General features: G+C 48.4%; 17 protein-coding genes and 1 pseudogene. 3 read left to right on the forward strand and 15 right to left on the reverse strand.

Annotation, left to right across the window (positions count from 1 at the left end; translation table 11 throughout):
* Position 1 precedes the first annotated feature (1 nt).
* From GRF59_RS08585 to GRF59_RS08655, 15 genes are all read right to left on the reverse strand, one after another.
* A complete protein-coding gene (locus GRF59_RS08585; RefSeq protein WP_160497165.1) occupies positions 2–1270 on the reverse strand; it encodes a glycosyltransferase family protein in 1269 nt (422 codons plus the stop codon).
* Positions 1267–2388, reverse strand: a complete 1122-nt coding sequence (locus GRF59_RS08590; RefSeq protein ID WP_237391682.1) for a glycosyltransferase — start codon at positions 2386–2388, stop codon at positions 1267–1269. The genes GRF59_RS08585 and GRF59_RS08590 overlap by 4 nt, the downstream gene beginning before the upstream one ends.
* 19 nt (positions 2389–2407) lie before the next feature.
* Positions 2408–3622, reverse strand: a complete 1215-nt coding sequence (locus tag GRF59_RS08595) for a polysaccharide deacetylase family protein (protein WP_237391683.1) — start codon at positions 3620–3622, stop codon at positions 2408–2410.
* Between the two features lie 32 nt (positions 3623–3654).
* Positions 3655–4746 (reverse strand): GNAT family N-acetyltransferase, encoded by a 1092-nt coding sequence (locus GRF59_RS08600; protein ID WP_160497167.1) that lies wholly within the window; start codon positions 4744–4746, stop codon positions 3655–3657.
* 32 nt (positions 4747–4778) lie between these two features.
* On the reverse strand, positions 4779–5897 hold the full coding sequence (locus GRF59_RS08605) for a GNAT family N-acetyltransferase (protein WP_160497168.1): 1119 nt from the start codon (positions 5895–5897) through the stop codon (positions 4779–4781).
* Entirely contained in the window at positions 5894–7363 is a 1470-nt protein-coding gene (locus GRF59_RS08610; RefSeq protein ID WP_202128630.1) for a lipopolysaccharide biosynthesis protein, read from the reverse strand. The genes GRF59_RS08605 and GRF59_RS08610 overlap by 4 nt, the downstream gene beginning before the upstream one ends.
* Before the next feature lie 7 nt (positions 7364–7370).
* Entirely contained in the window at positions 7371–8492 is a 1122-nt protein-coding gene (locus tag GRF59_RS08615; RefSeq protein ID WP_160497170.1) for a glycosyltransferase family 4 protein, read from the reverse strand.
* On the reverse strand, positions 8489–9838 hold the full coding sequence (locus tag GRF59_RS08620; protein WP_160497171.1) for a hypothetical protein: 1350 nt from the start codon (positions 9836–9838) through the stop codon (positions 8489–8491). Before GRF59_RS08620 ends, GRF59_RS08615 begins: the two co-directional genes overlap by 4 nt.
* A complete protein-coding gene (locus tag GRF59_RS08625) occupies positions 9835–12006 on the reverse strand; it encodes a bi-domain-containing oxidoreductase (RefSeq protein ID WP_160497172.1) in 2172 nt (723 codons plus the stop codon). The genes GRF59_RS08620 and GRF59_RS08625 overlap by 4 nt, the downstream gene beginning before the upstream one ends.
* Before the next feature lie 19 nt (positions 12007–12025).
* Positions 12026–14011, reverse strand: a complete 1986-nt coding sequence (locus tag GRF59_RS08630; protein WP_160497173.1) for a heparinase II/III family protein — start codon at positions 14009–14011, stop codon at positions 12026–12028.
* A 3-nt stretch (positions 14012–14014) separates the two neighbouring features.
* Positions 14015–15277 (reverse strand): UDP-N-acetyl-D-mannosamine dehydrogenase, encoded by a 1263-nt coding sequence (gene wecC / locus GRF59_RS08635; protein WP_160497174.1) that lies wholly within the window; start codon positions 15275–15277, stop codon positions 14015–14017.
* Between the two features lie 56 nt (positions 15278–15333).
* Positions 15334–16233, reverse strand: a complete 900-nt coding sequence (galU, locus tag GRF59_RS08640; protein ID WP_160497175.1) for a UTP--glucose-1-phosphate uridylyltransferase GalU — start codon at positions 16231–16233, stop codon at positions 15334–15336.
* A gap of 244 nt (positions 16234–16477) precedes the next feature.
* Complete coding sequence (locus GRF59_RS08645; protein ID WP_423802935.1) at positions 16478–17134, reverse strand: CpsD/CapB family tyrosine-protein kinase; 657 nt, start codon at positions 17132–17134, stop codon at positions 16478–16480.
* Between the two features lie 13 nt (positions 17135–17147).
* Complete coding sequence (locus GRF59_RS08650; RefSeq protein WP_160497177.1) at positions 17148–17897, reverse strand: YveK family protein; 750 nt, start codon at positions 17895–17897, stop codon at positions 17148–17150.
* Between the two features lie 43 nt (positions 17898–17940).
* Positions 17941–18672 (reverse strand): tyrosine-protein phosphatase, encoded by a 732-nt coding sequence (locus tag GRF59_RS08655; protein ID WP_160497178.1) that lies wholly within the window; start codon positions 18670–18672, stop codon positions 17941–17943.
* Between the two features lie 309 nt (positions 18673–18981).
* On the opposite strand from GRF59_RS08655, the pseudogene GRF59_RS08660 reads away from it, so the two are divergent.
* The 3 genes and pseudogenes from GRF59_RS08660 to GRF59_RS08670 all read left to right on the forward strand — a co-directional run.
* Positions 18982–19206: pseudogene (locus tag GRF59_RS08660) on the forward strand (helix-turn-helix domain-containing protein); the annotation flags it as partial.
* A 159-nt stretch (positions 19207–19365) separates the two neighbouring features.
* Positions 19366–20013: a metal-dependent hydrolase gene (locus tag GRF59_RS08665; RefSeq protein ID WP_160497180.1), complete on the forward strand. Its 648-nt coding sequence runs from the start codon at positions 19366–19368 to the stop codon at positions 20011–20013.
* 271 nt (positions 20014–20284) lie between these two features.
* Positions 20285–21346 carry a hypothetical protein gene (locus GRF59_RS08670; RefSeq protein ID WP_237391684.1) on the forward strand — a complete coding sequence of 354 codons (1062 nt, stop codon included), beginning with the start codon at positions 20285–20287 and terminating at the stop codon, positions 21344–21346.
* The last annotated feature ends 90 nt before the right edge of the window (positions 21347–21436 follow it).

Below are 21436 nucleotides of genomic sequence, written 5' to 3' on the forward strand. Positions count from 1 at the left end.
TTTAGACCTCTCTAGTCATAATAGTCTTTCCGATGTCCAATGTGATATGATCCAAAAAATCCAAGATGCGCCGAGCTTGTAATTTTCGCGAATACTTGTGCCTGTCGGAAAAATCATATTCCGAGCCGACAAGCCTTTCTAATGCATGTGATATATCCTGCGGATCATGTTTGGCGCATTCCCCGTAACGTCCCTGAACGAGCGAGATTAGTTCACGGTCCTCGGTTACGGCCATCACCGGCTTACAAGCGCCTATGTATTCAAAGGTTTTACCTGGAATCGCAAAATCACTGCCTTGGGTATGGGTTAGAATGACGGCAGCGTCTGATTGCTTCAGCAATCGAACAGCGAGCTCATGCTTCATACTTCCATGGACATGAATCTCAACCCCGTCTGCCGAATATTCGGCGCTGTCCATATCGCGGATAGCTTGCCGGTCAAGCAGCCCTGCAATGTGCAATGTAACCTTCATCCCCGTTCGCCGGCAAAATAAATCCAATCCTTCAATCATGGCCTTCACGTTTCTCCCCTTATAAATCGATCCCAAGTGCACAAGCGTCATCATTCCGGCGTCTCTTGAGACCGGCTGAAATACGCTGTCTTCAAACCACTGTTCATCGTATCCGTTAGTAATCAGTTGCATAACCGCAGCAGGATTTCGGATTCGGTAATGCTGGTATATCCCCTCCGAGACGGCGATCATGCCGTCTGCCAACCCGCTGATCATCTGTTCCGCCTGCCTGTACACGAAATGTGGATTACCTTCGCCAATATGATGGTTAATGATGTCGCGGATTTCAATGACGGACTGCAGATGTGGGGATTTGTTTTTGATGTAATCAAGAACATAAAGAGCGTACACATCGGGAACAGTCACGAAAACCGCCGCGATTTCCTTTTCGGCAAGCAGTTGGTCAAGCTGTCCATAGAGAGCTGCGTTCATCCGGTCAAATTTGAACTTGCTGTATTTGTAATTCCGCCAGGCGGTTAATGTCCATTTATTCCTCAGCAGATTCTCCGCAAACCGCCGCAAGCCGCCTGCCCTTTTACCTGCTTTCCTTGTCATCGATTGGGTAAGAATGCTGTCAGCCGTCTCGTATTTGTAATTCGTTGTTGAGAAGCGGCTTGCTCCGGCACCGTATTTCGCATCATTGATGACAATCAACTCGTATCTTTCACAGAGATGTTTCATGATTCCTGCATACCTGACAGAAGCGACCACAGGCTCACCTTCCATATAGTCGGAGATGACGATCAGGGTCTCCTTCATCCCGCACTCACCTCTGGTTCCTGTCGTCCGAGCAGCCGTGCATAACCTTCAACCGTCCGGTCGGCTGTCTGCTCCCACGTGTATTCCGCGGAGATTCGCGCCTGCAGGCGCGAATTATGAGGCTGTTGGTATGCTTCGGTCACAGCTCTCCTGATACTTTCGATATCCCCGGGTTCGCAATAAAAAGCGTCGTCTCCAAAATACTCCCGCGTCGTTCCTCTCGTCGTAGCCACGATATTGCAGCCGCTGACAGCCGCCTCCAGCGATACCAGTCCCGGCGTGTCATACCAGCTTGGCAGGACATGAACCTTGGCTCGGCCATATAACTTTCTAAGCTCACCGTGGCCAAGTTCATCCACGATCTCGATGTTGTCTTTTTGGATGGCCTTTTTCATGGCCTTGAAATACTTCCGCTGCGTTTCATGCGCCGTCCCTGCGAGAACCAGCTTATAGGGCAAACCATTAAAAGCTTTGATCAGGTTCAGCTGATTTTTTCGAGGTTCGAATCTTCCCGCGCATAGGACGATATCCCTTTCCGTCCGCGTATCATATCCGAAAATCCCGGTGTCGATTGCGTTAGGGACCACCAAATAGTTCAAAGGTTTACTCGGCTTAAAAATATGACGGATCAGCTCCATCTCACCCTCTCCATTGGGAAGAAGCAAATCCGCCTGATCCAGAATCTCCCGCTGCAGCTTGGTATACCCCTGCTTAATCAGCATTAACGTTCCTTCGTGTTTTTCCCCGTCAATGTAGTAGCGATAAAGTCCCCTCAATTTCTCCATCCCGTCATAGCCAATCATCCGGTTAATCATTCTGCGTAAGCCCATCTGCCCCTGCCTCTCAAACTCCGTGCTTCGCCAAAAAATGGTGGACAATGCAATTCTTTTGTTCTGCGCCTTGGCGTTGTTCATAAACAGGATGGTCTCTTGCGGACGCAGCATATTAAAAATATGTATGAGGTCATAGGAAGTTAAATCGGCTTTGGGATCGCTGTTGATGTCGATCTGGATGTCCGAGAATCTATTTTCAATAAATTCTTTTGTTTTCATTATTTGAACGGTATCCCCACCCTTCCGGGTGAAGATATTATATCTTGTTTGGTAGAGTACCTTCATCAAGTATCCTCCTCTATGGTTACGCCTGCTTCGAATCCATGATGATCGTGTACCGCCCTTCCATCACTTCGATATTCACTTCGCCTTTATCCACATTCACCATGTCGCCTCCGGGAAGCATGATCTTGAAAGGACGCCATTCACTGCATGTTAAAGAGATCCGCTTCCCCCGACACTCGGCGTCATGTTGCAATACAAACTGGCTGTCCCCAATCGGTGTCACGCTCACATGATCCCGCAGATTCACATAATCGGCCAGTTCTGTGCATGTGCAGTACCACACTTTCTTCCCGTTGAGATGCTTGAAAATCTGAAGCAAACTCTCCCTGTCATCAAAAATATTCGGACTCTGCCTTTTCCCGTCATCACGAGAGGGCGCGATATGCTCCTGAATACTAATGACAAGACGTTTTTCCAACAGTTCGTCAATCTCCCTCAACTTCCACCGTATAAAAGACCTTTTGAACAAACGCTTTACGATAGCCTTCATTCCGATCCCCCCGTGATACAGCCCGTTTAAGAGGGCTCCATTCACGGTAGACGGAATATCCAGAACGCCGTTTTTCCCAAAACGCTTGACATCGTAATTGGTGACGGGATCCGAATCATATCCGCATGACGGATCATCAGAACCATCCGCACGGCCACGGTTCCAGAATCTGCACCACCACCGGAAGCCTGCTTCATCAATGCTTGCATCCGAGAATTCATTGCTCGCATAGCCGCAATATTTGCCGCCAGCGGGCCGCTCCCCGATCACATCCGAATAAATCTGTGTCCCTTCCTCAATGCGGGCAAGCGCCTCATCCAGACTCAAGAAAGACGCCCATTCTTGCACGAAATCCCTAGCTTCCTCTCCAACAATTCCATGCGTCGTCCCGTGATAAGCAAGCTCGAACCTCGAATCCTGATGGATCGAACGGAAAAAGGCTTTGCTATCCTCGTCCGCATTGATAGGATATGAGACCATGCGGCACACCGGCTTCCTGATCATCCCGACCCTGGCCCCGACGGGAACAAAGAATGTAACCTTCACCTCGGGATGGGCATGAAGGATATGTTCCTTTAAAAAGCGAAACGAGGACTGCTCCTCATCCTTGAAGAAGCCCCAGTCCTCGCCAGCATCCACAGCTCCGTTATGATTCGTATCCACCCATGCATTCGCCAAATCATCAATCATGAACAGAACAGGCGAAACTGCATTGTTGTACCATTTGCTCCGCTCTATCAGCATCAGCGATTCTCCTTGAAATAATCTGTCTCCCTTTAACCGGTGCCGCTTGTTTTCGATAGCAGCGATTTAATATGGTTTTTGTTCATCTGCAGCAAGGTATAGGCCTTTATCCATTTCCTTCCTTTTCCGTGGTTAATCAGACGGATATGGTTGTTAAGACGGACCGTATCTGACCAGAAAAACTTGTATTCCTGCGCACCGCTCATCAAGTCGATTTCCAGTGCCCCGCTCTGTAAATAATGCTCCATGACCCTGTTCAAGAGAATGAGCCCGACACCGTATTCTTTGTATTGCTGGGAAAAAGAGGTGATATACAGATATACTTTGCCGCTATGACAAAAGGTCAGCATCGCGGATGCGATGCTCCCGTTAATTTCGACGTAAGAAAAATGTGCGTTATCTGTTTCATGAAACTTCGAGATCACGTCACGGTAAAAGGACATCGTGTTCTCGTCTCCGAACAAGCTGTGTGTCCATCTCAATTTATGCATATCAGTAAAACGGCTCCAGGTTCTTTGATCGATGGGAGTATGAATTTCCAGCTTCATATCATGTTCCTTTTTCAATTTTCGTTCTTTGCGCTCAATGGCTTTGATTCGGCTTCGGGCCAATTTATCATCATGAAATCGTTCCAGATTCACGTAAGGGGTCATGGACTTGGTAGTAGAATATACATCGAAGAAGCTTCCGCAGGCCTGCAGGATCAGTGCTGTCACGGGGTGCTGAGATTGAACATTGTGCAGATCAATCCAGTCCCATTCGTTCTTGTGATCCTGCAGCGCCTTGAATATCTCCATGAATACCTTGATGTAGTGGACATTTTTATGTATATAAAAACTGTTGGTCTCGCCGGTTCCTGAGACAATGAACTGCAAAGATCTGACTTTTAACCATTTGATTTTTTGCTCCGTAATGCATAAAGGAGCAATAGCGATACATTGCTGCTCATCCGTTACGACGACAACAAATAGCTGCTGCTCCTTGCTGAACAGATGGGACAGATATGCCACCACCCATTCCCAGGTATGAAAAATTTCCGGATACTCCAGGTTGTCCATCAATTCCTTCCAGGCCGCTTCCCAATGCAACAGCTCCTCGACATTCCGAACGATCACCGTTTTCATTTCTTTATTCTCACTCCATCACTTCGCTAATATCAAAGCGCGTTTTTCAATCCCTTTACAGCACGGAGAATTTCTCTTGATTGAGTCAATAGCCGCAAAAGTTTGGATTGTTGGCTGGTCTCGTTCCACATCATAAAAGAATAGCTGACCGAAAATTGATTCGTCCATCTAAATTTCCAAGAATAGGTTCCTGCGCCGAAATCGATCTCCTTGGTGCAGCTGCTTTGGAACAAGCTCTCGATCATTTCCATCAGCAGCACATCCGAAATACCGTGATACTGCGAATATTTCGGAGAATAGCCGGTGTTCCATCCGTACAGTACATTTCGGTACAGGTAGCAGCATTTATATATAATGATATCCCCGTCATCGGACTCCAGATAAAAGAACAAAATCCGCTCATTCCCCTTAAACAAGCGTTTCAAAAAATATTCGTTATTTTTATCCTCGAACACACTTCCCCGGTCGCGCCTTCCTTTCACTTCTTGGAGGTACTTTTTTTCAAGCTGGTGAATATGCGAGATTTTGTCGTACATCTCCTCGCTTTGCCTGCCGGTCACGATCCTGAAACGGTAACCTGTGTCATCCTGCAGCTTGGTACGCTTGCGCCGGAGCTTGGTGTTCAGCATTTCCTTTTCAAAATCCGCAAAAGACTCGTAATCCTTGCTGTTGATTCTCGCGCATGAGGTCAGATACTGGGTATGTTTGCTGTATTCGTCATGCCGAAGCAAATATCTCAGCAGCGGGGTGTCCATCTGCAGATGGGTCAGTTCGATTTTATCCCATTTGGCAGAGTGCTCCTCGATCGTGTTCAGCATCTCCCTAATGATGGAGGAAGCTTTGAATTTGCTGGAGTCGATGATGAAGTTGAAATAATCCCCCTTCCCCAGAAAACTAAGCACCCTGCATTTAACGATCTTTTTGTTAATCACGCGAATCATCAAGGGAGCGATCGCCACCATGACGTTGTCCCGGTAATGGCAGAGAATGAATAGTTCCTTGCTGCCATCCTTGCCGAAAGCCTGCCACCAGGCGTAATTGAATTCAAAGGTACTGTAATAAGTAGCATGCGCGTCCTTCTCGGTCAGTCTTTCCCAATCCTCCCGGACTGCCAAAAACCCGTCCGCATCGGTGATGATTTTCGTATTCATGATTCGGAACGAACCCCTTCCATGATAATCTTTTTAGATTTGCGGCTGAGCATCGGCAGCAGGTCCCCCAAAAGCTCCTTGGTTGAAATGAACTTAAAGATCAAGCTGCAGGCGACGAATCCTCCTACCAGCAGTAGATTCAGCGCAATCTCTATCAGCAGGGAATGAATGAAGTGCATATACGCCGCATGCAGGGCATACAACGGCAAATAAATAACAAGATACTTGTACGGGAACAAGATCCCTAGTCCTAAAGGGTAATATTTAGAGCCGTAATGATAAAAAACGACACTCGTTACCGCATAGGAGATCACCGTCGCCAGGGCCGAGCCATAAATGCCGAGCCATGGAATCAGAACGATATTACAGCCAACGTTGATCAGGGCAGCAAGCAGAGAGATCAGATAATTGGTACGCATCTTATTCGCGATATGAAGACCCAATGAATAAAATGCCAGACTGCCTGACAGAAAATATGAGAACGAAATAAGCGGAACCAAGGTGCCTGCGCTGCTATATTCCTCTGTAGCTACCAAACGTACCGCTACATTGGCGAAGACCGTTAACCCCAGGACGCATAACCAGCCCATGAAATTATAGATTCGGAACATCTTCCGTATTTTCTCGGGTCCGTCCTCGTCTTTGTAGGCCTTGAATTTAAAAGCCGTAAATACCGACATGAACGGGGTGATGAAAGCCGGATTAATCAGCATGCCAATCTTATAACCGATCGAATACACGGCAACGGAAGACAGATTCAGGTAACCTTTAATCAGAAACCGGTCGCTCAGGCTGAGAACCCATGCGGAAACATCCCCCAGAAGCAGGCCTGTTCCATAGCCGAGCATTTTGCGGATGGGATCCTGCCTCAGCGTAAATTTGTATCTCTTTAGGTTCAGCACAAACAAAACCGCAAAAACGAATGCATTGCTCCATAGCTGAGCCTTTAATATGCCGATAACGCCCAGTTGCAAATGGAGAAAGAAATAAACGGCCAAAATCAGCGTCGTCAACACCACTGAGAACTGGATGCTGCTTGATTTCAGCGCTTTAAAGTGCATGGCATAGTAGCTGGAATAGATTAGATTCAGGCACGAGATCACCGAAATCATAACCACATACGGAATGAATAAACTTGCATCAGGATTCGAATCGAAAACAAAAGGTGAAATCCATGGGCTGATAGCCCATGCTCCTCCAATGCATACCGTCCCCCAGATCAAGGCAAACGTCAGCGCCGTATTTCGAAGCTCCTGTTTATTGTCGAATTCATTGAAAAACCGGACCATCCCGGAATGAACGCCTAAGGTGATCATCAAAGAAAGCAGCATTTGCACGCTAAGGATGAGATCATACTGACCGAACTGCTCCTGCGACAAATGGCGGGTATACAGCGGTATCAATAACAAATTAATCAGCTGTGTCAAGATCGAAGCGCAGAAATATACGGCCCCGCTCGACAGCATTTTTCGGTTATCGGTTGGCACGGTTTATCACTTTTCTTTCTACAGGCCTTCGGCCTGATATCCGGTAATAAATATCCATCAGATCCGCTGCATAGTCCTGGGTCATCGCACCCGTTATATCCTGCTTGCAGCTTTGGTAATTGATCAACGTCTGCCGCACCACACGAATCAAGTCTGTATTCTTGTGGTCGCCTTGCCGGAACAAAATAGTGCCCTCGGGTCTGCGGCACACGTCGCTGGCAATCGCCGGCACCTTATAATAAAGCGCTTCGGCCACCGATACCCCGTATCCATCCATTCGGGTTGGACGGATGAACAAGTGGCTTTTTTTCAAAATCGGGTAAAATTCGGAATCTTCAACTTCATAAAAAAGAAACCGTTGCGATAGGCCGTAATCTGCAATTCTCTTCTTCAACAACTCGTAATATCTCCGCTCTTCGGCACTTTGATCTTTCGCGCCCAGCATAGCGAATAACAGGCGGGCCTGTACGCCGCTGTCGGTTAATTCACTCATTAATTCAACCAGAAGATCGATACCGTATAGATCCCCCTCCTGTAAAGGCCTGACAAACCCATTGGCGCTAATCAGAAATTCAGCTTGATCCATAAACCGGTGAACCTCTGCCGGAATCGCGAGTTCGTCGTCGTTTCGTTCCACGGGGTGGATATACGCCGGAACCGTACATACCCGATCATCGCGAAAGCCGAGTCTCGTCAGCATCTGAGTTGTTGACTCGCTGACGCATACGATACAATCGATCCGTTTCAGGCTTGCGAGCAGCAGTTTTCTCGATAAAGGGCTGGCTTCCTGCAACTGCATGGACAGACTCTCGCCATGAACCGTCAGCATGATTTTTTTGCCTAACGCTTTGTATATCCCTAGCAACATCCTCATCCGCGGATCAATGGAATGGAAATGAAACAGATCCCCTTGGATAAAGGGAATTTTCAGCAAAAACCTCTTATAGCTGCCGATCGGCAGGATATGCCGCTCTGCATCCGCGATATTGAATTCATTATAAATGACGTAATCCACATGATGAGTACGTATGACGGCGCTCAGCCTATGAATATGAACGGAAATGCCCCCAAGCGGAGGCGGAACCGGTCCCACCATGATCAGCTTCATACGATAACCGGTTCCTTCCCGACCAGAACCTCCACATTTTTGAACTTTCCGGTTTCCGTCCGGGTAATATGGGGCACAATCGAAATTTTGAAATTCATACCGATCGTAAACAGCTTTTCCAGCTTTTCCACCACCATCTTGATTTCTTCTCGTACCATCACTTCCGGCTGCGTGGATTCGACCATAATTTCGATCAGATCATAGCGGTGTTGAATTAGCTTGCATGCACTGAAGGTAGTGGTACCCCGAAGCGCAATCGCAATCAGCGGTGAAGGAAGCATATCCCCATTCGGCTTGTACATGATCTCTCCCATCCGGCCGTCGATGGATCGAATCACAGGAAACAAGTGCTCCATTCCCGGCATCGGCTGCTGGTCGAATCGCGCGGCAGCATCGGTTAACTCATAACGAATCAGAGGCATCACATCGTTCAACAAGGAAGTACCCATAATAGCGCTAGTATCTGGGTTCTGCTCTACGTAGCTGTATAAAGGCAGGAAATAATAGGAGCGGGAATCATCCATCCAGCCGCCCAGAGCCACCTTTTCCGTCTGGCCATAGTGGGCGAATATTTTGGATTTTGAAAACACGCTGCTGATGAGGTATATTTGATAGTCATGCACCATTTCACAGGCGAGCAATATGCCTTTCGGCTGATATAACGCCGTGAGCTGATGATCCACCAGAAATTTGGTGAACATCGCAAGAGCTGAAGGAAATCCGTATAAATACTCGTAACCCGAAGATAATATAACGTTCACGATTTCCCTTATATTGCGTTCCGTGATGCCGGTCGTATTGATTTTTAAGGTCCTTGAGTATTTATCCAAAATATACGTCTTACCGCTCGGCAAAGCCCCCCGGAATTCCACTCGCCCTTCGCCCGGCTTATAACCGACATTCGCCCACTGGAAACAGATTGCAGCCCACTCCCGCTGTTCCACGGCGCGGTTGGAGTACAACGTGAGCGAGGTGCCGGTCGTTCCGCTTGTTCCTAATTTTTTAAGCTTATCCGGCGAGTATTTGGAGACTACCATCTCCTTGCCATGCGCTCTTACATCCTCCTTGTGTATGACGGGGATGCGCTCCACATCGCTGAAGTCCTTGAGCATGCTCGGATGAAAGCCGTACTCGTTATACAGGCGATTGTAAAAAACGGTGTGCTCGTATGCAAGCATAACGATATCCTTCAAGGACTGCAGCTGCGCTTCCCGGATTTGCTCATAGCTCATGCTCTGCATCTGCTCGAATTTGTGCAGCCACTGATGAAATTCTCTGCCGACATTAACGTACCGGAACGGGAAATACGATAATATCTGTTTGGCAGCTGTTCTGGTTATACTCATAAATTCATCATTCCTTTGGTTAATGATCGTTCTACTTCGAGTGCAATCTCTGTCGCCTGAACCTGCTGCCATAACGGAATCGGCCATTCACTGCGTCCCTGAACCGCTTCGGCAAACCGTTCGAGCGCCTCTAGCTGTCCTTTGCTGCTGGTTTTCGTTTCCAGGCCCTTGGCTTTGACGCCTGTCATCGTTAATTTGCGGTAATCGTCCAGAAAAATATTTTTCCCGTCCACGTAAATATCCATCTGTTCCTTGGGATAATCTTTCGATCCCAACGCCGTGTAGGTTACCGTTGCAACCGATCCGTCCGCGAACTCCATCGTGGCTACAAAGTTATCCGAACGCGAGTAGAACTTCGTAGCCGGCTCGAGATGCGACACCCGAACCCGCTGTACCTTGCTGCCCGTTAAATAGGTGAATATGTCATAAATATGACAGCACTCCCCGCGGTTGCGCCCTCCTCCTTCTTCGGTCTGCGTCCAGTGATCCAGCGGAAGATAACCGGCATTCATCCGGTAGTTCAGTATCATGGGATTGCTGCGCTGCGCAACCCATTCCTTGATTTTCGCCGCATAAGGCGAAAACCTCCGATTAAATCCTGTCATCAGTACCGGTGAGCTACCACCTTCCGGAATGTCATCATAAAATCGCTGAATCTCATCAAGCTCTTCACGGGTAAGCGCCAGCGGCTTTTCGACGTACACATGTTTACCTGCCCGGAGCGCATCCAGAATAATCGCTGCATGCGTATCATGCCGCGTAGCGATCAAAACCGCATCAATATCCGGGTCCTGAAGTAATAGCGGATAACTTGTTGCCGCATATCGTGCTCCAAATTGCTTTGCCGTCTCAGCGGCGTTATGTCCCGTTTGGCTCATCACGGCCTGCAGCTCATAGTTCCCGGATAAAGCTCTAATATTGGGGAGATGCATATGTTTCGCAAAATCGCCGGCTCCAATGAGTCCGATACGGATTTGCTGCCCGTTTCTGCGAAGCGGCAACGGCCGTGGATTCACAATAACTTTATGAGAAGGTCCTGTGATTTCAGACTGTTTCGGATAAGATAACAGAACCATCATTGGTCTGGCCTCTTCATGCTGGATGAATTTATATGCCTCGGATGCTTTCTCAACCGGAAAAACTTGCGAAATCATCGGCACAAGCCGGACTTTCTCTTCAGAGACAAGTCTCAGATACTCTCCCATATTGCGGTTTTCCGTCCAGCGCACATAACCTAAAGGATAATCCTGCCCCTTCTCTTCATAGCTGCGGTCATATCTTCCAGGTCCATAGGATGTAGAGATATAAAAATCAAGCTCCTTCTCATAGATATCGGAGCGGTTAATTTCCAGTCCCACATCGCCGACGACAACGACACGGCCCTTTTTTCGAGTCATTCGGAACGCTTCAGAGAGGATTAAGCTTGACTTGGTCGCCGCGGTGATAATGACGCCATCTGCACCCACGCCATCCGTCAGCCTTCGAACCGCTTCAATCCCGTTATCCTCTCGAGGGTATATCCCGAGTTCCATCCCCAGTTCCTTGGCTGTGGCAATTCGACCGGCATCCAAGTCCGTTCCAATAACCCTGCAGCCGTTTGCCTTCAGCAGCTGCGCAGTCAACTGACCCAAGATACCGAGCCCGATCACAACAAACGTCTCCCCGAGCGTTGGCGCAGCACGGCGGATGCCTTGCATGGCAATCGCGCCGAGCGTTACTGTGCTCGCTTCACTCATGCTCAAACCTTCCGGCACCGGAGTCACCAAGTTCCTCGGAACACGTATAATGTCTGCGTGGTGGGCAAACTGCGCTCCAGCACAGGCAACGCGGTCGCCTACTCTCAGATCGGCAATGCCCTCGCCAACTTCGATGACAGTTCCAGCTGCAGAATATCCCGAAGGCTGTCCCGCTCCCGTCTTGACCTTGATCATGTTGCGTGTGTGAGACAAACCTTGCTTGGCGGCGATCCTTATCAGCTTCCTGACTTTGTCCGGCTGCTGTACCGCCCGCTTCCACAGCGGAACGCCGCTGGTCCGAAGGCCGCTGATTTCAGTTCCGATGGAAATACATGAATAGTCAACTTGGACCAATACCGTCCCTTTTTGAATCTCGGGTGCCGGAATCTGTTCGACCACAGCAGTTCCTTGCCTAATAATTACTTGATTCATGGCTATGTTCCTTTCGTTTTTATACCCAACGAATATTCGTTTTCAGACATCGATTTCGGATATATGCCCGCAGCAAGCGGGTTCGTACACGAGTGCCGTAGCTTGCCGATATCCATGCATACTGAAGCTGCACTTCCCCGGCACCGTCAAAATCAATGGATAACTTGCAATCGCCGGATTCGAGGAGCCAGTTCATCATATGTCCGGTTATGCGGACGTCCGGTGCCAACAGAAATGTTACGAAGGCCGAAGTGACCGGATCGGAATTCGGAACGGCTTGCTCCAATGTATCGAAAATAACAAGCCCGGTTTGCTCCAACTCAAGCTGGCGTCTATGGATGAATCCGACTTTTTCCAGATAACCTTGATGACTCCCAGAAAAACGATGTTCTGTAAAAGAATCGCTTGCCGCAAAAGTCTGTTCCCTCAGCAAAAACAAATTTCGTTCTTCTATATCATTCTGTTCCAGCTCTCCGATTTGCAGCGTATTATGCATAGCTGTGCTGCGGAAGAGATTCCTGGCCCGAAAATCTGCCGAATATACATATGATCCGGGATCGACCAAGATATCCTTGCCCTTCACATGCAGCTCAAAACTCAGTTGGTCATTATGGCTGTGAGCCCCATGACCATGGAAAGAATTCTCTCCGCATCGGATCAGGCAATATGCCTGCGCGCTGCGAAGGATATAATAACCCCCGTCCGGAAAAGCAGCCGACTTCATGCCTATCATCCGCGACTTTGTATGCGGCTTTATGCCGCCGATAATCCACAGCGCATCCTCTGCGCTGCCTCGGCCGGCAGACCGGAAATCATCCCGGTTAAAGAATTCGCCGGCAACGGCTAGCAGATGGCGAAAGTCGCTGCGTACCCAATTGCCATAGCGGGAAACAATTAAATATCTTCCATCATCCGCGTCGCCGACTAATGGGCTTCGTCCATCCGGTTTCATGATGTTGAGAAGAAATTCATGCATGCTTTCCAGGCGCTTCATATAACGTTCTGAAAAAGATATCCCATTATTACTGCACCAAACCGTTGTTATTAGAAATATTTCGGCGACGAGTCGATGATAGGAGGTCGATGCTTCGTAGTTTGTTCCATCCTCATTGACCTGAACGAACAGCTCCTTCTCCAGCTCCGCCATCCCGAAATGGAGCCACTCCCGAGGGGTTTCGCCGAAACGGCCCACCTGCACGTCATTGCCACCAAAATATAAGCCGAGCGCGATCAACCCGGCCAAGTCCGCCGCATAGTGGTTCCCGGTGTGTTCCCCGGTTCTTTCCAAGTTGCTCCGGATGAAAGCTCCGTGCAAATAAAGACATGCATGGAATCTATCCCAGAAGAAGTCCGGTATACACAGGCTTTTAAGAAAAAAAGGTACTACTGCGATCCAGTTGGCGGCACGGATGGCCACATCCATGGCACAAGTCCAGTTGACCGACATTTCGACCGGGTTTTTCAGCATCCAGTCCTCCAGTTGCGTCTGGAACTCGCGGGCGTATTTCTCGTTCCCCGTCAAGGCGTATGCTTTCCCCAATGTAAAAAAATGCTGGAACCGGGAAAGCTCCCAAGGAACTTTAACGTCCGCAGCATCGTCAAGATTCACGATTGCAATTCTTTGATAATATTTGTTCTCCCACCGGTACCCTGTTTTGAAATCTTCGCTCCAAGGCAGAAACGGCCCCAGGTTCTTGTCTCCGGAACCAAGCAAATTAAATATATGTGCACAAATCCGGTCCGCATCGCGAATGATCTCCCCATCAAGCCCTTCCTCCCGCAGGTAATCCGCAGCATGTTCACGGATGGGCGACTCGTAAGAAAAAACCATATGCGATTCGAACGAATGAAACAGCTCCGGCTGCAACATGATCGGCGAGCGGCTTATCCGGTACTGCCTGTAAGCGAACCTGGCCTCTTGTATCGCTTTGCCGGCAATTTTCTTCACTGCGGCACGAAGCGGCATGGCCATCAAACGTTTGATTTGAACTTGACCCGTCGCCATTCTTCACACGCCTACTTCCATGCGTGGCGATTGCAGGAAAAAGCCCCGGGTATCGACGACAATCTTCTCCTGCAGCAGATTGGGACTAATGAAGCGGAATGCTTCGTGGTTAACGAGCAATAGGACGATATCCGCTTGCTGCACTGCCTCTTCCGCATCAGCAAAAAATACATTTTCATAATTCAACCGGTCCGGCAGCTTCTCGATATGAGGCTCAGCCACATACAAAGTGGCTCCCCCCATCTTGGCCAAGTGTTCAACAATCGCCATGGATGGGCTTTCGCGCAAATCATCAATGTTTGCTTTGAAAGACAATCCCAGGCACGCAATGACCGGTGATCGAAGCTTTGCGGCCTGCTGCAGTACCTTTTCCACCACGTACCAGGGTTTCTGGTCATTTACGATTCTTGCGGTATGTATAAGCTTGGCCTGTTCCGGGGCCGCATCGACCAGGAACCACGGGTCGACCGCTATACAGTGACCTCCCACCCCCGGACCCGGCTGAAGGATATTAACTCTTGGGTGATGATTGGCAAGACGAATGAGTTCCCACACATTAATATCCAGTTGGTCGCAAATTAGCGATAATTCATTGGCAAAAGCAATATTCACATCCCGGAATGAGTTTTCGGTTAGTTTGGCCATTTCAGCCGTTCGGGCGTTGCTTTCAAGAATGGCTCCCTTGACGAAATGCTTATAAAATTCAGCCGTAAAGTGCGTGGAGGCATCATCAATGCCGCCAATGATGCGATCATTCTCAACCAGTTCACGCATAATTTGGCCTGGAAGCACACGCTCGGGGCAGTATGATATAAAAATGCGATTGTATTCGGCAGCGTCCGAGATACTCAAATCATCCCTCGCTTCAACGATCCAGTCCGCAATCCGCTCCGTCGTTCCCACTGGACTTGTCGATTCAAGAATAACCAGGTTTCCGGCTCTCAAAAACGGAATAATGGACTTCGCCGCCTGCTCGACATAGGTTAAATCGGGTCTGTTGTTCTCTCGAAACGGGGTCGGCACCGCCAAAATAAAAATATCCGCTTCCGACGGCAATGTGGATGCCTTCAGCAGCCCTCCCCCAACAGCACGCTGTACAGCATGCTCAAGCTCCGGCTCCGCGATATGGACCTTCCCTTGGTTGATCCCTTCTACGGTATGTATGTTAATCTCAACGCCATGCACCTGAAATCCGTTTAATGCCAGCAAACTGGCTGTAGGCAGTCCGATATAGCCAAGCCCCACTACACACACTTTCTTCACCATTAGAGTCCCTGCCTTATCATTAAATATAAATCAGCGAGATCACACGTTAAGAAAATCTAATACAATACTTTTCCCTGCTTTTCCACCTGTAAGATACGGTCCATTTCAGTCAGAAGAGACAGCCTCAGATCCTCTTGATGCAGTGCAAAGTCAATCGTTGTCAGGATGTAGCCGAGTTTTTCTCCAACATCAAACCGTTCTCCCTCAAAGGCGTAGCCGAGGCATCCCTTCTCAACGATGAGCTGCTGAATGGCGTCCGTAAGCTGAATTTCACCACCGTATCCCGCTTCCAACCGCTCTAAATAACCGAATATTTCAGGTGTGAGCACATAACGACCGATAATCGCAAGGTTGGACGGAGCTTCGCCAGAATCGGGCTTCTCCACGACTCTACGCAGTTCATAGGTCATGCCGGAATGATCAAGCGCATGCAGCGGATCAATGATCCCATAGCGGTGTGTCTGATCTATGGGAACTGCACCTACTCCGATCACCGAGATGCCATATTTTTCGAATTGTCCGACAAGCTGCCCGATGCAAGGAACCTCCGATCGAACAATGTCATCCCCCAACAGCACAGCAAAGGGTTCGTTGCCGATAAAATTCCGTGCGCACCATATGGCATGCCCAAGTCCTTTAGCTTCCTTTTGCCGAATATAATGAATCTCGACCTCCGAAGAACGGCGTACAGATTCGAGGACTTCCAGTTTGCCTTTTTGCATTAAATTATGCTCTAGCTCAAATGAGTGATCGAAGTGATCTTCAATGGAACGTTTGCCTTTTCCCGTGACGATAATGATATCCTCAATACCCGCAGCAATGGCCTCCTCCACGATATACTGGATGGTCGGCTTATCTACGATGGGAAGCATTTCTTTCGGCATCGCCTTGGTTGCCGGCAGAAAACGCGTCCCAAGACCGGCTGCCGGAATAATTGCTTTTCTGACTTTGTTCATTGCTTTCATCCCCCTTTTGATCTTGCATTCTCTTTGTTGTACATGGATCAAAGTATGAGGTATATCTCCGGCAGTCATATAGCTCATACTTCGACCAAAACAAGAAACGGGCATTTAACCCGACCTCACATCACACTCTTGACGATTTACGTCTAAGGTATTCGCATACCCACAGCATGATCGAGTGCCTACCATGATAAAGGTACAGTAGACATAACCTTTAGTTCTTCAATCTATAACCCCGTTATTCAGGAAGACCGTAATAATAGTACTGATTCGCTTCAGACTTGCTGTACTTCTTATTGTTCAGAACCACGCCTAGAATGTTAGCCTTGGCGAGCTCCAGCTTTTCCTTCGTTTTTTTGATATATTCACGCTTCACCTTACCCGCATAAACGACCAAAACGACTCCATCGCTGATAGAGGCCACGATCAGACCGTCCGCTACCGCCATCACCGGCGAGGTATCGAGCAGAATGACATCGTATTCCTCTCTCCAAAAATCGATGATTTCCCTTAATTTATCTGAGGACAGCAGCTCTGTCGGATTAGGCGGAATGGGACCGGCTGTGACCAGAGACAAGTTATCAATGGTCGTCTGATGCAGGATTTCTCCATAAGTGCACTGATTCGCCAAAATATTAGATAAGCCCATTCGGTTTGAGCAACTGAATATGCTATGCAAAGAAGGATGTCGTAAATCAGCATCAATCAGCAGCACTTTTTTTCCTTCATGAGCGTAGGCTACCGCCAAATTACTGATCGTCGTGGTTTTGCCTTCACCCGCTTGAGTCGAAGTAACTGCCAGTACCTGCAGCTTGTGGTTCCAACCGGAAAACTGAATATTCGTTCGAAGAGTGCGGTAACCTTCGGAAATGGTAGATCTGCGGTTAGTATTCATGATGAGCTTGCTTTTATTGGCTGAGCGGCGCATATTTTTCACCTGCCTGTTTTTTGGTTCGGGCGGAGGAACGTGTTTTAAGATCACTCTTCTTCATTTTCCGAATCGCGCCAAGCGTAGTAAGCTCCAGATATCGCTCAACGTCGTATTCGTTTTTAACGGTATCATCCAGGTATTCAAGCAGGAGTACGATGCCAACGACAATCAGAAACGAAATGGCAAATGCAAGAGCCATATTCATTTTAAGCTTCGGACTAACCGGTACCGGATTACTCTGTGGTTTGGCGTTGTCCAAAATGGTAATGTTATCGACCTTCATGATCCTCGGGATCTCATCCTGAAACACCTGTGAGACGGCATTGACGACTTTCATAGCGCGTTGATAGGACTCATCCCTGACTTTAAGCGTAATAACTTGTGAATTCTGCACCGTGATAACCTGCAACTTATCCATCAATTCCGTGGAAGTTACCTGCAGATCCGGATTCTGTTTTACGACCTTGTCCATAATGGATGCTGACGTAATAATGACTTTGTAGGAATTGATCAGCATGATATTGGAGTTGATCTCATTCAGATCCAGTCCCCTACCCCCTCCCTGATCCACATTCATCTTATTCACGATCAGCGTGCTGGTGGCTTCATACTCCGGCGTCATCATATACTTGCTGTACAATCCGGCTCCCGCGCTGCATAGGACGACAAATGCCACAATCATCCACAGCCTTTTTCTCAGCATTTGAATCATTAACTTCAGTTCCATTAGGACTCCCCCAACTCTTGTACGATTTGAACCCGCATTTTTTCTAGCTATGCAGCTTGTCGATCATTCCCCCAAGAATTAATTTGGTTGCGTGTTCCTGTAGCGATTGCAAATAAGATGGCCCGCACAACCGGTTCAGCATCTCGTATCCTTCCTTCGTATAGAAGTTCCTTCGCAAGGTGTTATGCGCATCGCTTCCTATCAAATGAATCCAGCGCTTTTCGCATAAATAGGCAGCCGTTTTCTGCACCTCGCCGCCAAACAAACCAATGAGCGACTGTGTTGTCACCTGAAGTCTTACGTCGTACTGTTCAATCCATTCCAACACCTGATCCGGGTTGGCCATAATGCCAAGATTCCGTTCGGGATGGGCAATGACTGGACGAAGCCCTTGTTTCCTGGCAAAAGACAGAAATTCATGAAAGAAATCCGGGATTCCCCGCGACGGCAATTCTACCAGCAGATAAGAGCTTCCGGCCATTGTCTGAATCCGCCCCGCCCGGTGTTCCGACCGGAACGATTCCGTGAGCCTGAATTCCTGTCCCGGTAAAATCTTCAGCGGGATGCTGCTTTTCTTCAGCCTGCTGTTGAGTGCATCAATCCGCCGCCGTATTTTTCGGGCTGTGTTGGTATACCTCTTGGTGGCATGATGGGGTGTGGCGATAATGGTATCAATGCCTTCCTTCACCGCTCCGGCAGCCATGCGGAGTGCTCCCTCCATGGTTCTCGGGCCGTCATCCACTCCCGGAATGATATGGCAATGGGTATCAATCATCTGATATGCACCTGTTTCTTTCACAACTTTTTTGTAACAATATGTATCATCTGTAAAGATGTCGACAGCGTTTGTTGTTGAGAAAGCACGAAATCTGAAAAGACATGATGAGAAGTGAAGCAGACACCAAAACTTGCGCCAATAGGCAATTTTCCAAGGATTACAAGAGGGATAGGAACCTGTTTTATTAGGAAAATGGTTTCAAAATGAATATTAACTATTGACGACACTGTTAATTTACGATACATTTTGTATCATGTCAAGCGTTATTTAAAAGAGCTTGGAATCACACTTGGAGGGTGGGAAAGAATGAAGTACGGACACCGGATTGCGGAGCTTAGGGAACAGAAAGGCTGGACGCAGGAGGAATTGTCCGCTTCAATCGGAATCAGCAGGGCCGCGTTATCTCACTACGAGAAAAACCGAAGGAAGCCGGATTACGAGACTCTAAACCGACTGGCGGATCTGTTTCAGGTCTCCATTGATTACTTGCTTGGAAGGAGAGACATTCCCAGGGCTTCTGTAGACACGGAGCCAACGTTTTCAGAACCATAAAGCTGCAGCTGTGTATCATACATACGGAAAAATGAAAATTTTCATATGAAGCTTTGCACAAATGCAGGTTCAGCATGTATAATATGGTAGCAAACATATGTTTGCATACAATTCATCTAGTCAGTCAGAGGAGGAACAATGAAAGGTTCAACACATTTGGCCATCGGCGTAGCCATTGGAGCGGCAGCAGCCGCCCATTATCCCTTCACGCTGAAGCATGCTGCACTCTATATTGCGGTTTCCGCGCTGTCCGCGCTCAGTGCCGATCTGGATGGTCGGAGCATGCTCAGTTCCAGGATCGGCCAGTTTTCCAAATGGCTGCGGGAAATGCTCTATTGGTCCGGCCTGCTTCTCATCGTGATTCTTGCCTGGTTATATTTTACGGAGAAGTTTTTTGTCGTGGAATATTCACTGGCAGCGCTAAGCCTATTCCTGCTCGGCCTGATTATTAAGGACGGTCTTCTACGTAACATCCTTGTCAGTGCCATCGGATGCCTTCTGCTCTATTACGGCTGGCAGCATCATATGATGTGGCTTGAAGGATTCGGCATTTTCGTCGCTGCCGCCCCTTGGTTGAAGCACCGCGGCATGACGCATACGATCTGGGCGCTGGGACTTTGGGCTGCCATGGGCTGGGGTCTTCAGAATCAGCTGCAAATGGAAGGCATCATGCTCGTCGCAACCGCGGGATATATGTCGCATCTGGTTGCGGATTCTCTTACGCCAGCAGGCGTCAAGTGGCTGTATCCGATATTCAAGAAGTCATTCAAGCTGCCAATTGCCTAGCAGGGTTAGTTCCATTCTACCGGTACGTTAGGTCGAGAATCCTTAGAGAAGACTAGACTAAATACGCTTGAAGGCGGTTTGGCCGGGGTCCATAATAGAATGTGCCCGGGCAAAACTGACATGAAACGAGTGATCCAAGATGTATCATTTAAAGATAACTAGGATAGGAACACGAACGGGGAAACTACTGCTCACCGCATTATCCGCCGTCCTGCTCCTCCCTCTTTCGGCCCATGTTCAGGCAGAGCCATCCGTGCAAGTTCCACCTGAAATGCTATCCTATTCAGCCATTGATATACCCGATGGTGCCGTCTATGAGCATAATGATAACCAGATAACCTATGCAGCCATTCAGGATGGTCTAGTTCGTGTAACTGCCATTGGCGCCTATGGACAGATCAAGCCTGTCGCGTCGTTTTCAGGCCAAAAGCTCAATTATATTTCATCATTTCACGGGACAGATGATCACGGTTTCTTGATTGCCGGCGGAAATGCCATCATGAAGCTTAATGATTCCGGCAAACCGGAATGGGAATATACCACATCTTCGAGCGATCCTGCCGGTCTCATTCGTTCCGCCGTTCAACTGAAGGATCACAGTTATATGGCTGCCGTCACTTCACCAGCCGAACAGCCTAATACGAGTATGCTGCGGTTGATCCATTTTACTGCAAGCGGAAAGGTCTTCCGTTCACAAGAGCTTCCCGGCGCTGTCTTTGATAACGTCGATACGTTGACCCCTTTATCGGATGGGGGCTTTGCCGTTTCGGCGGAATCGGTAACGGAGACCGGTACAGAGCAGATTTTCATCGCCAAATGGGATGCTGCGTTGAATCTGATTTGGCAAAACAAATATGATCCGGCAGAGGATACCGAGAATCTGTGGATTACAGCCCTGTCAGAAGGAAGTTCCGGTAATCTAGCACTTGCCGGTTACTATAATCATCCGAATCCGGATGGCAGCTACCGTTATCTGACCTCGGGTTACGTTATGGGTATTTCTCAAGAGGGTTCTCTGCAATGGATTCATCAACCCGATCCTTCACTGGACCGTAGCATGCTGAACGATATCCAGCCCGCTCCGGACGGCGGCTTCATGGCTACCGGCACGGTGAATCAGGATTGGCATGGAACGGTGTCGAAGCAGCTTGTATGGAAGCTTAGCAGCGATGGGAACACCGAATGGAATAAGGTCATTAACCGGACAACCTTTAACAGCGGCCTACTCGTTCAGCCCCTGCGCATTTCGGGTCAAAAGGACACTGCCCTGCTAATCGGTACGGCGGATGGATCTCCGGTTCTAATCAAGATAGGCTACTTGAAGAATCCTTAATAATCGTTCATTTTATGTCAAGGCAGATTAAAAAGCGCATGGTAATGCGGGATATCTTAAAAAAGCGTTCTGAATTGAAGCGAGATTACT

The sequence above is a fragment of the Paenibacillus dendrobii genome (assembly GCF_009807035.1).
GTDB lineage: Bacteria > Bacillota > Bacilli > Paenibacillales > Paenibacillaceae > Paenibacillus_AQ > Paenibacillus_AQ dendrobii.

Excerpts from the sequence above, each read along its gene's own strand:
- GRF59_RS08625 (WP_160497172.1), bottom strand. The coding sequence starts at position 12,006 with ATGAATCAAGTAATTATTAGGCAAGGAACTGCTGTGGTCGAACAGATT.
- GRF59_RS08610 (WP_202128630.1), bottom strand. The coding sequence starts at position 7,363 with ATGCTGTCGAGCGGGGCCGTATATTTCTGCGCTTCGATCTTGACACAG.
- GRF59_RS08595 (WP_237391683.1), bottom strand. The coding sequence starts at position 3,622 with ATGCTGATAGAGCGGAGCAAATGGTACAACAATGCAGTTTCGCCTGTT.
- GRF59_RS08665 (WP_160497180.1), top strand. The coding sequence starts at position 19,366 with ATGAAAGGTTCAACACATTTGGCCATCGGCGTAGCCATTGGAGCGGCA.
- galU (WP_160497175.1), bottom strand. The coding sequence starts at position 16,233 with ATGAACAAAGTCAGAAAAGCAATTATTCCGGCAGCCGGTCTTGGGACG.
- GRF59_RS08620 (WP_160497171.1), bottom strand. The coding sequence starts at position 9,838 with ATGAGTATAACCAGAACAGCTGCCAAACAGATATTATCGTATTTCCCG.
- GRF59_RS08600 (WP_160497167.1), bottom strand. The coding sequence starts at position 4,746 with ATGAAAACGGTGATCGTTCGGAATGTCGAGGAGCTGTTGCATTGGGAA.
- GRF59_RS08670 (WP_237391684.1), top strand. The coding sequence starts at position 20,285 with ATGCTATCCTATTCAGCCATTGATATACCCGATGGTGCCGTCTATGAG.
- GRF59_RS08590 (WP_237391682.1), bottom strand. The coding sequence starts at position 2,388 with ATGAAGGTACTCTACCAAACAAGATATAATATCTTCACCCGGAAGGGT.
- GRF59_RS08615 (WP_160497170.1), bottom strand. The coding sequence starts at position 8,492 with ATGAAGCTGATCATGGTGGGACCGGTTCCGCCTCCGCTTGGGGGCATT.
- GRF59_RS08655 (WP_160497178.1), bottom strand. The coding sequence starts at position 18,672 with ATGATTGATACCCATTGCCATATCATTCCGGGAGTGGATGACGGCCCG.
- GRF59_RS08605 (WP_160497168.1), bottom strand. The coding sequence starts at position 5,897 with ATGAATACGAAAATCATCACCGATGCGGACGGGTTTTTGGCAGTCCGG.
- GRF59_RS08645 (WP_423802935.1), bottom strand. The coding sequence starts at position 17,134 with ATGAATACTAACCGCAGATCTACCATTTCCGAAGGTTACCGCACTCTT.
- wecC (WP_160497174.1), bottom strand. The coding sequence starts at position 15,277 with ATGGTGAAGAAAGTGTGTGTAGTGGGGCTTGGCTATATCGGACTGCCT.
- GRF59_RS08650 (WP_160497177.1), bottom strand. The coding sequence starts at position 17,897 with ATGGAACTGAAGTTAATGATTCAAATGCTGAGAAAAAGGCTGTGGATG.
- GRF59_RS08585 (WP_160497165.1), bottom strand. The coding sequence starts at position 1,270 with ATGAAGGAGACCCTGATCGTCATCTCCGACTATATGGAAGGTGAGCCT.
- GRF59_RS08630 (WP_160497173.1), bottom strand. The coding sequence starts at position 14,011 with ATGGCGACGGGTCAAGTTCAAATCAAACGTTTGATGGCCATGCCGCTT.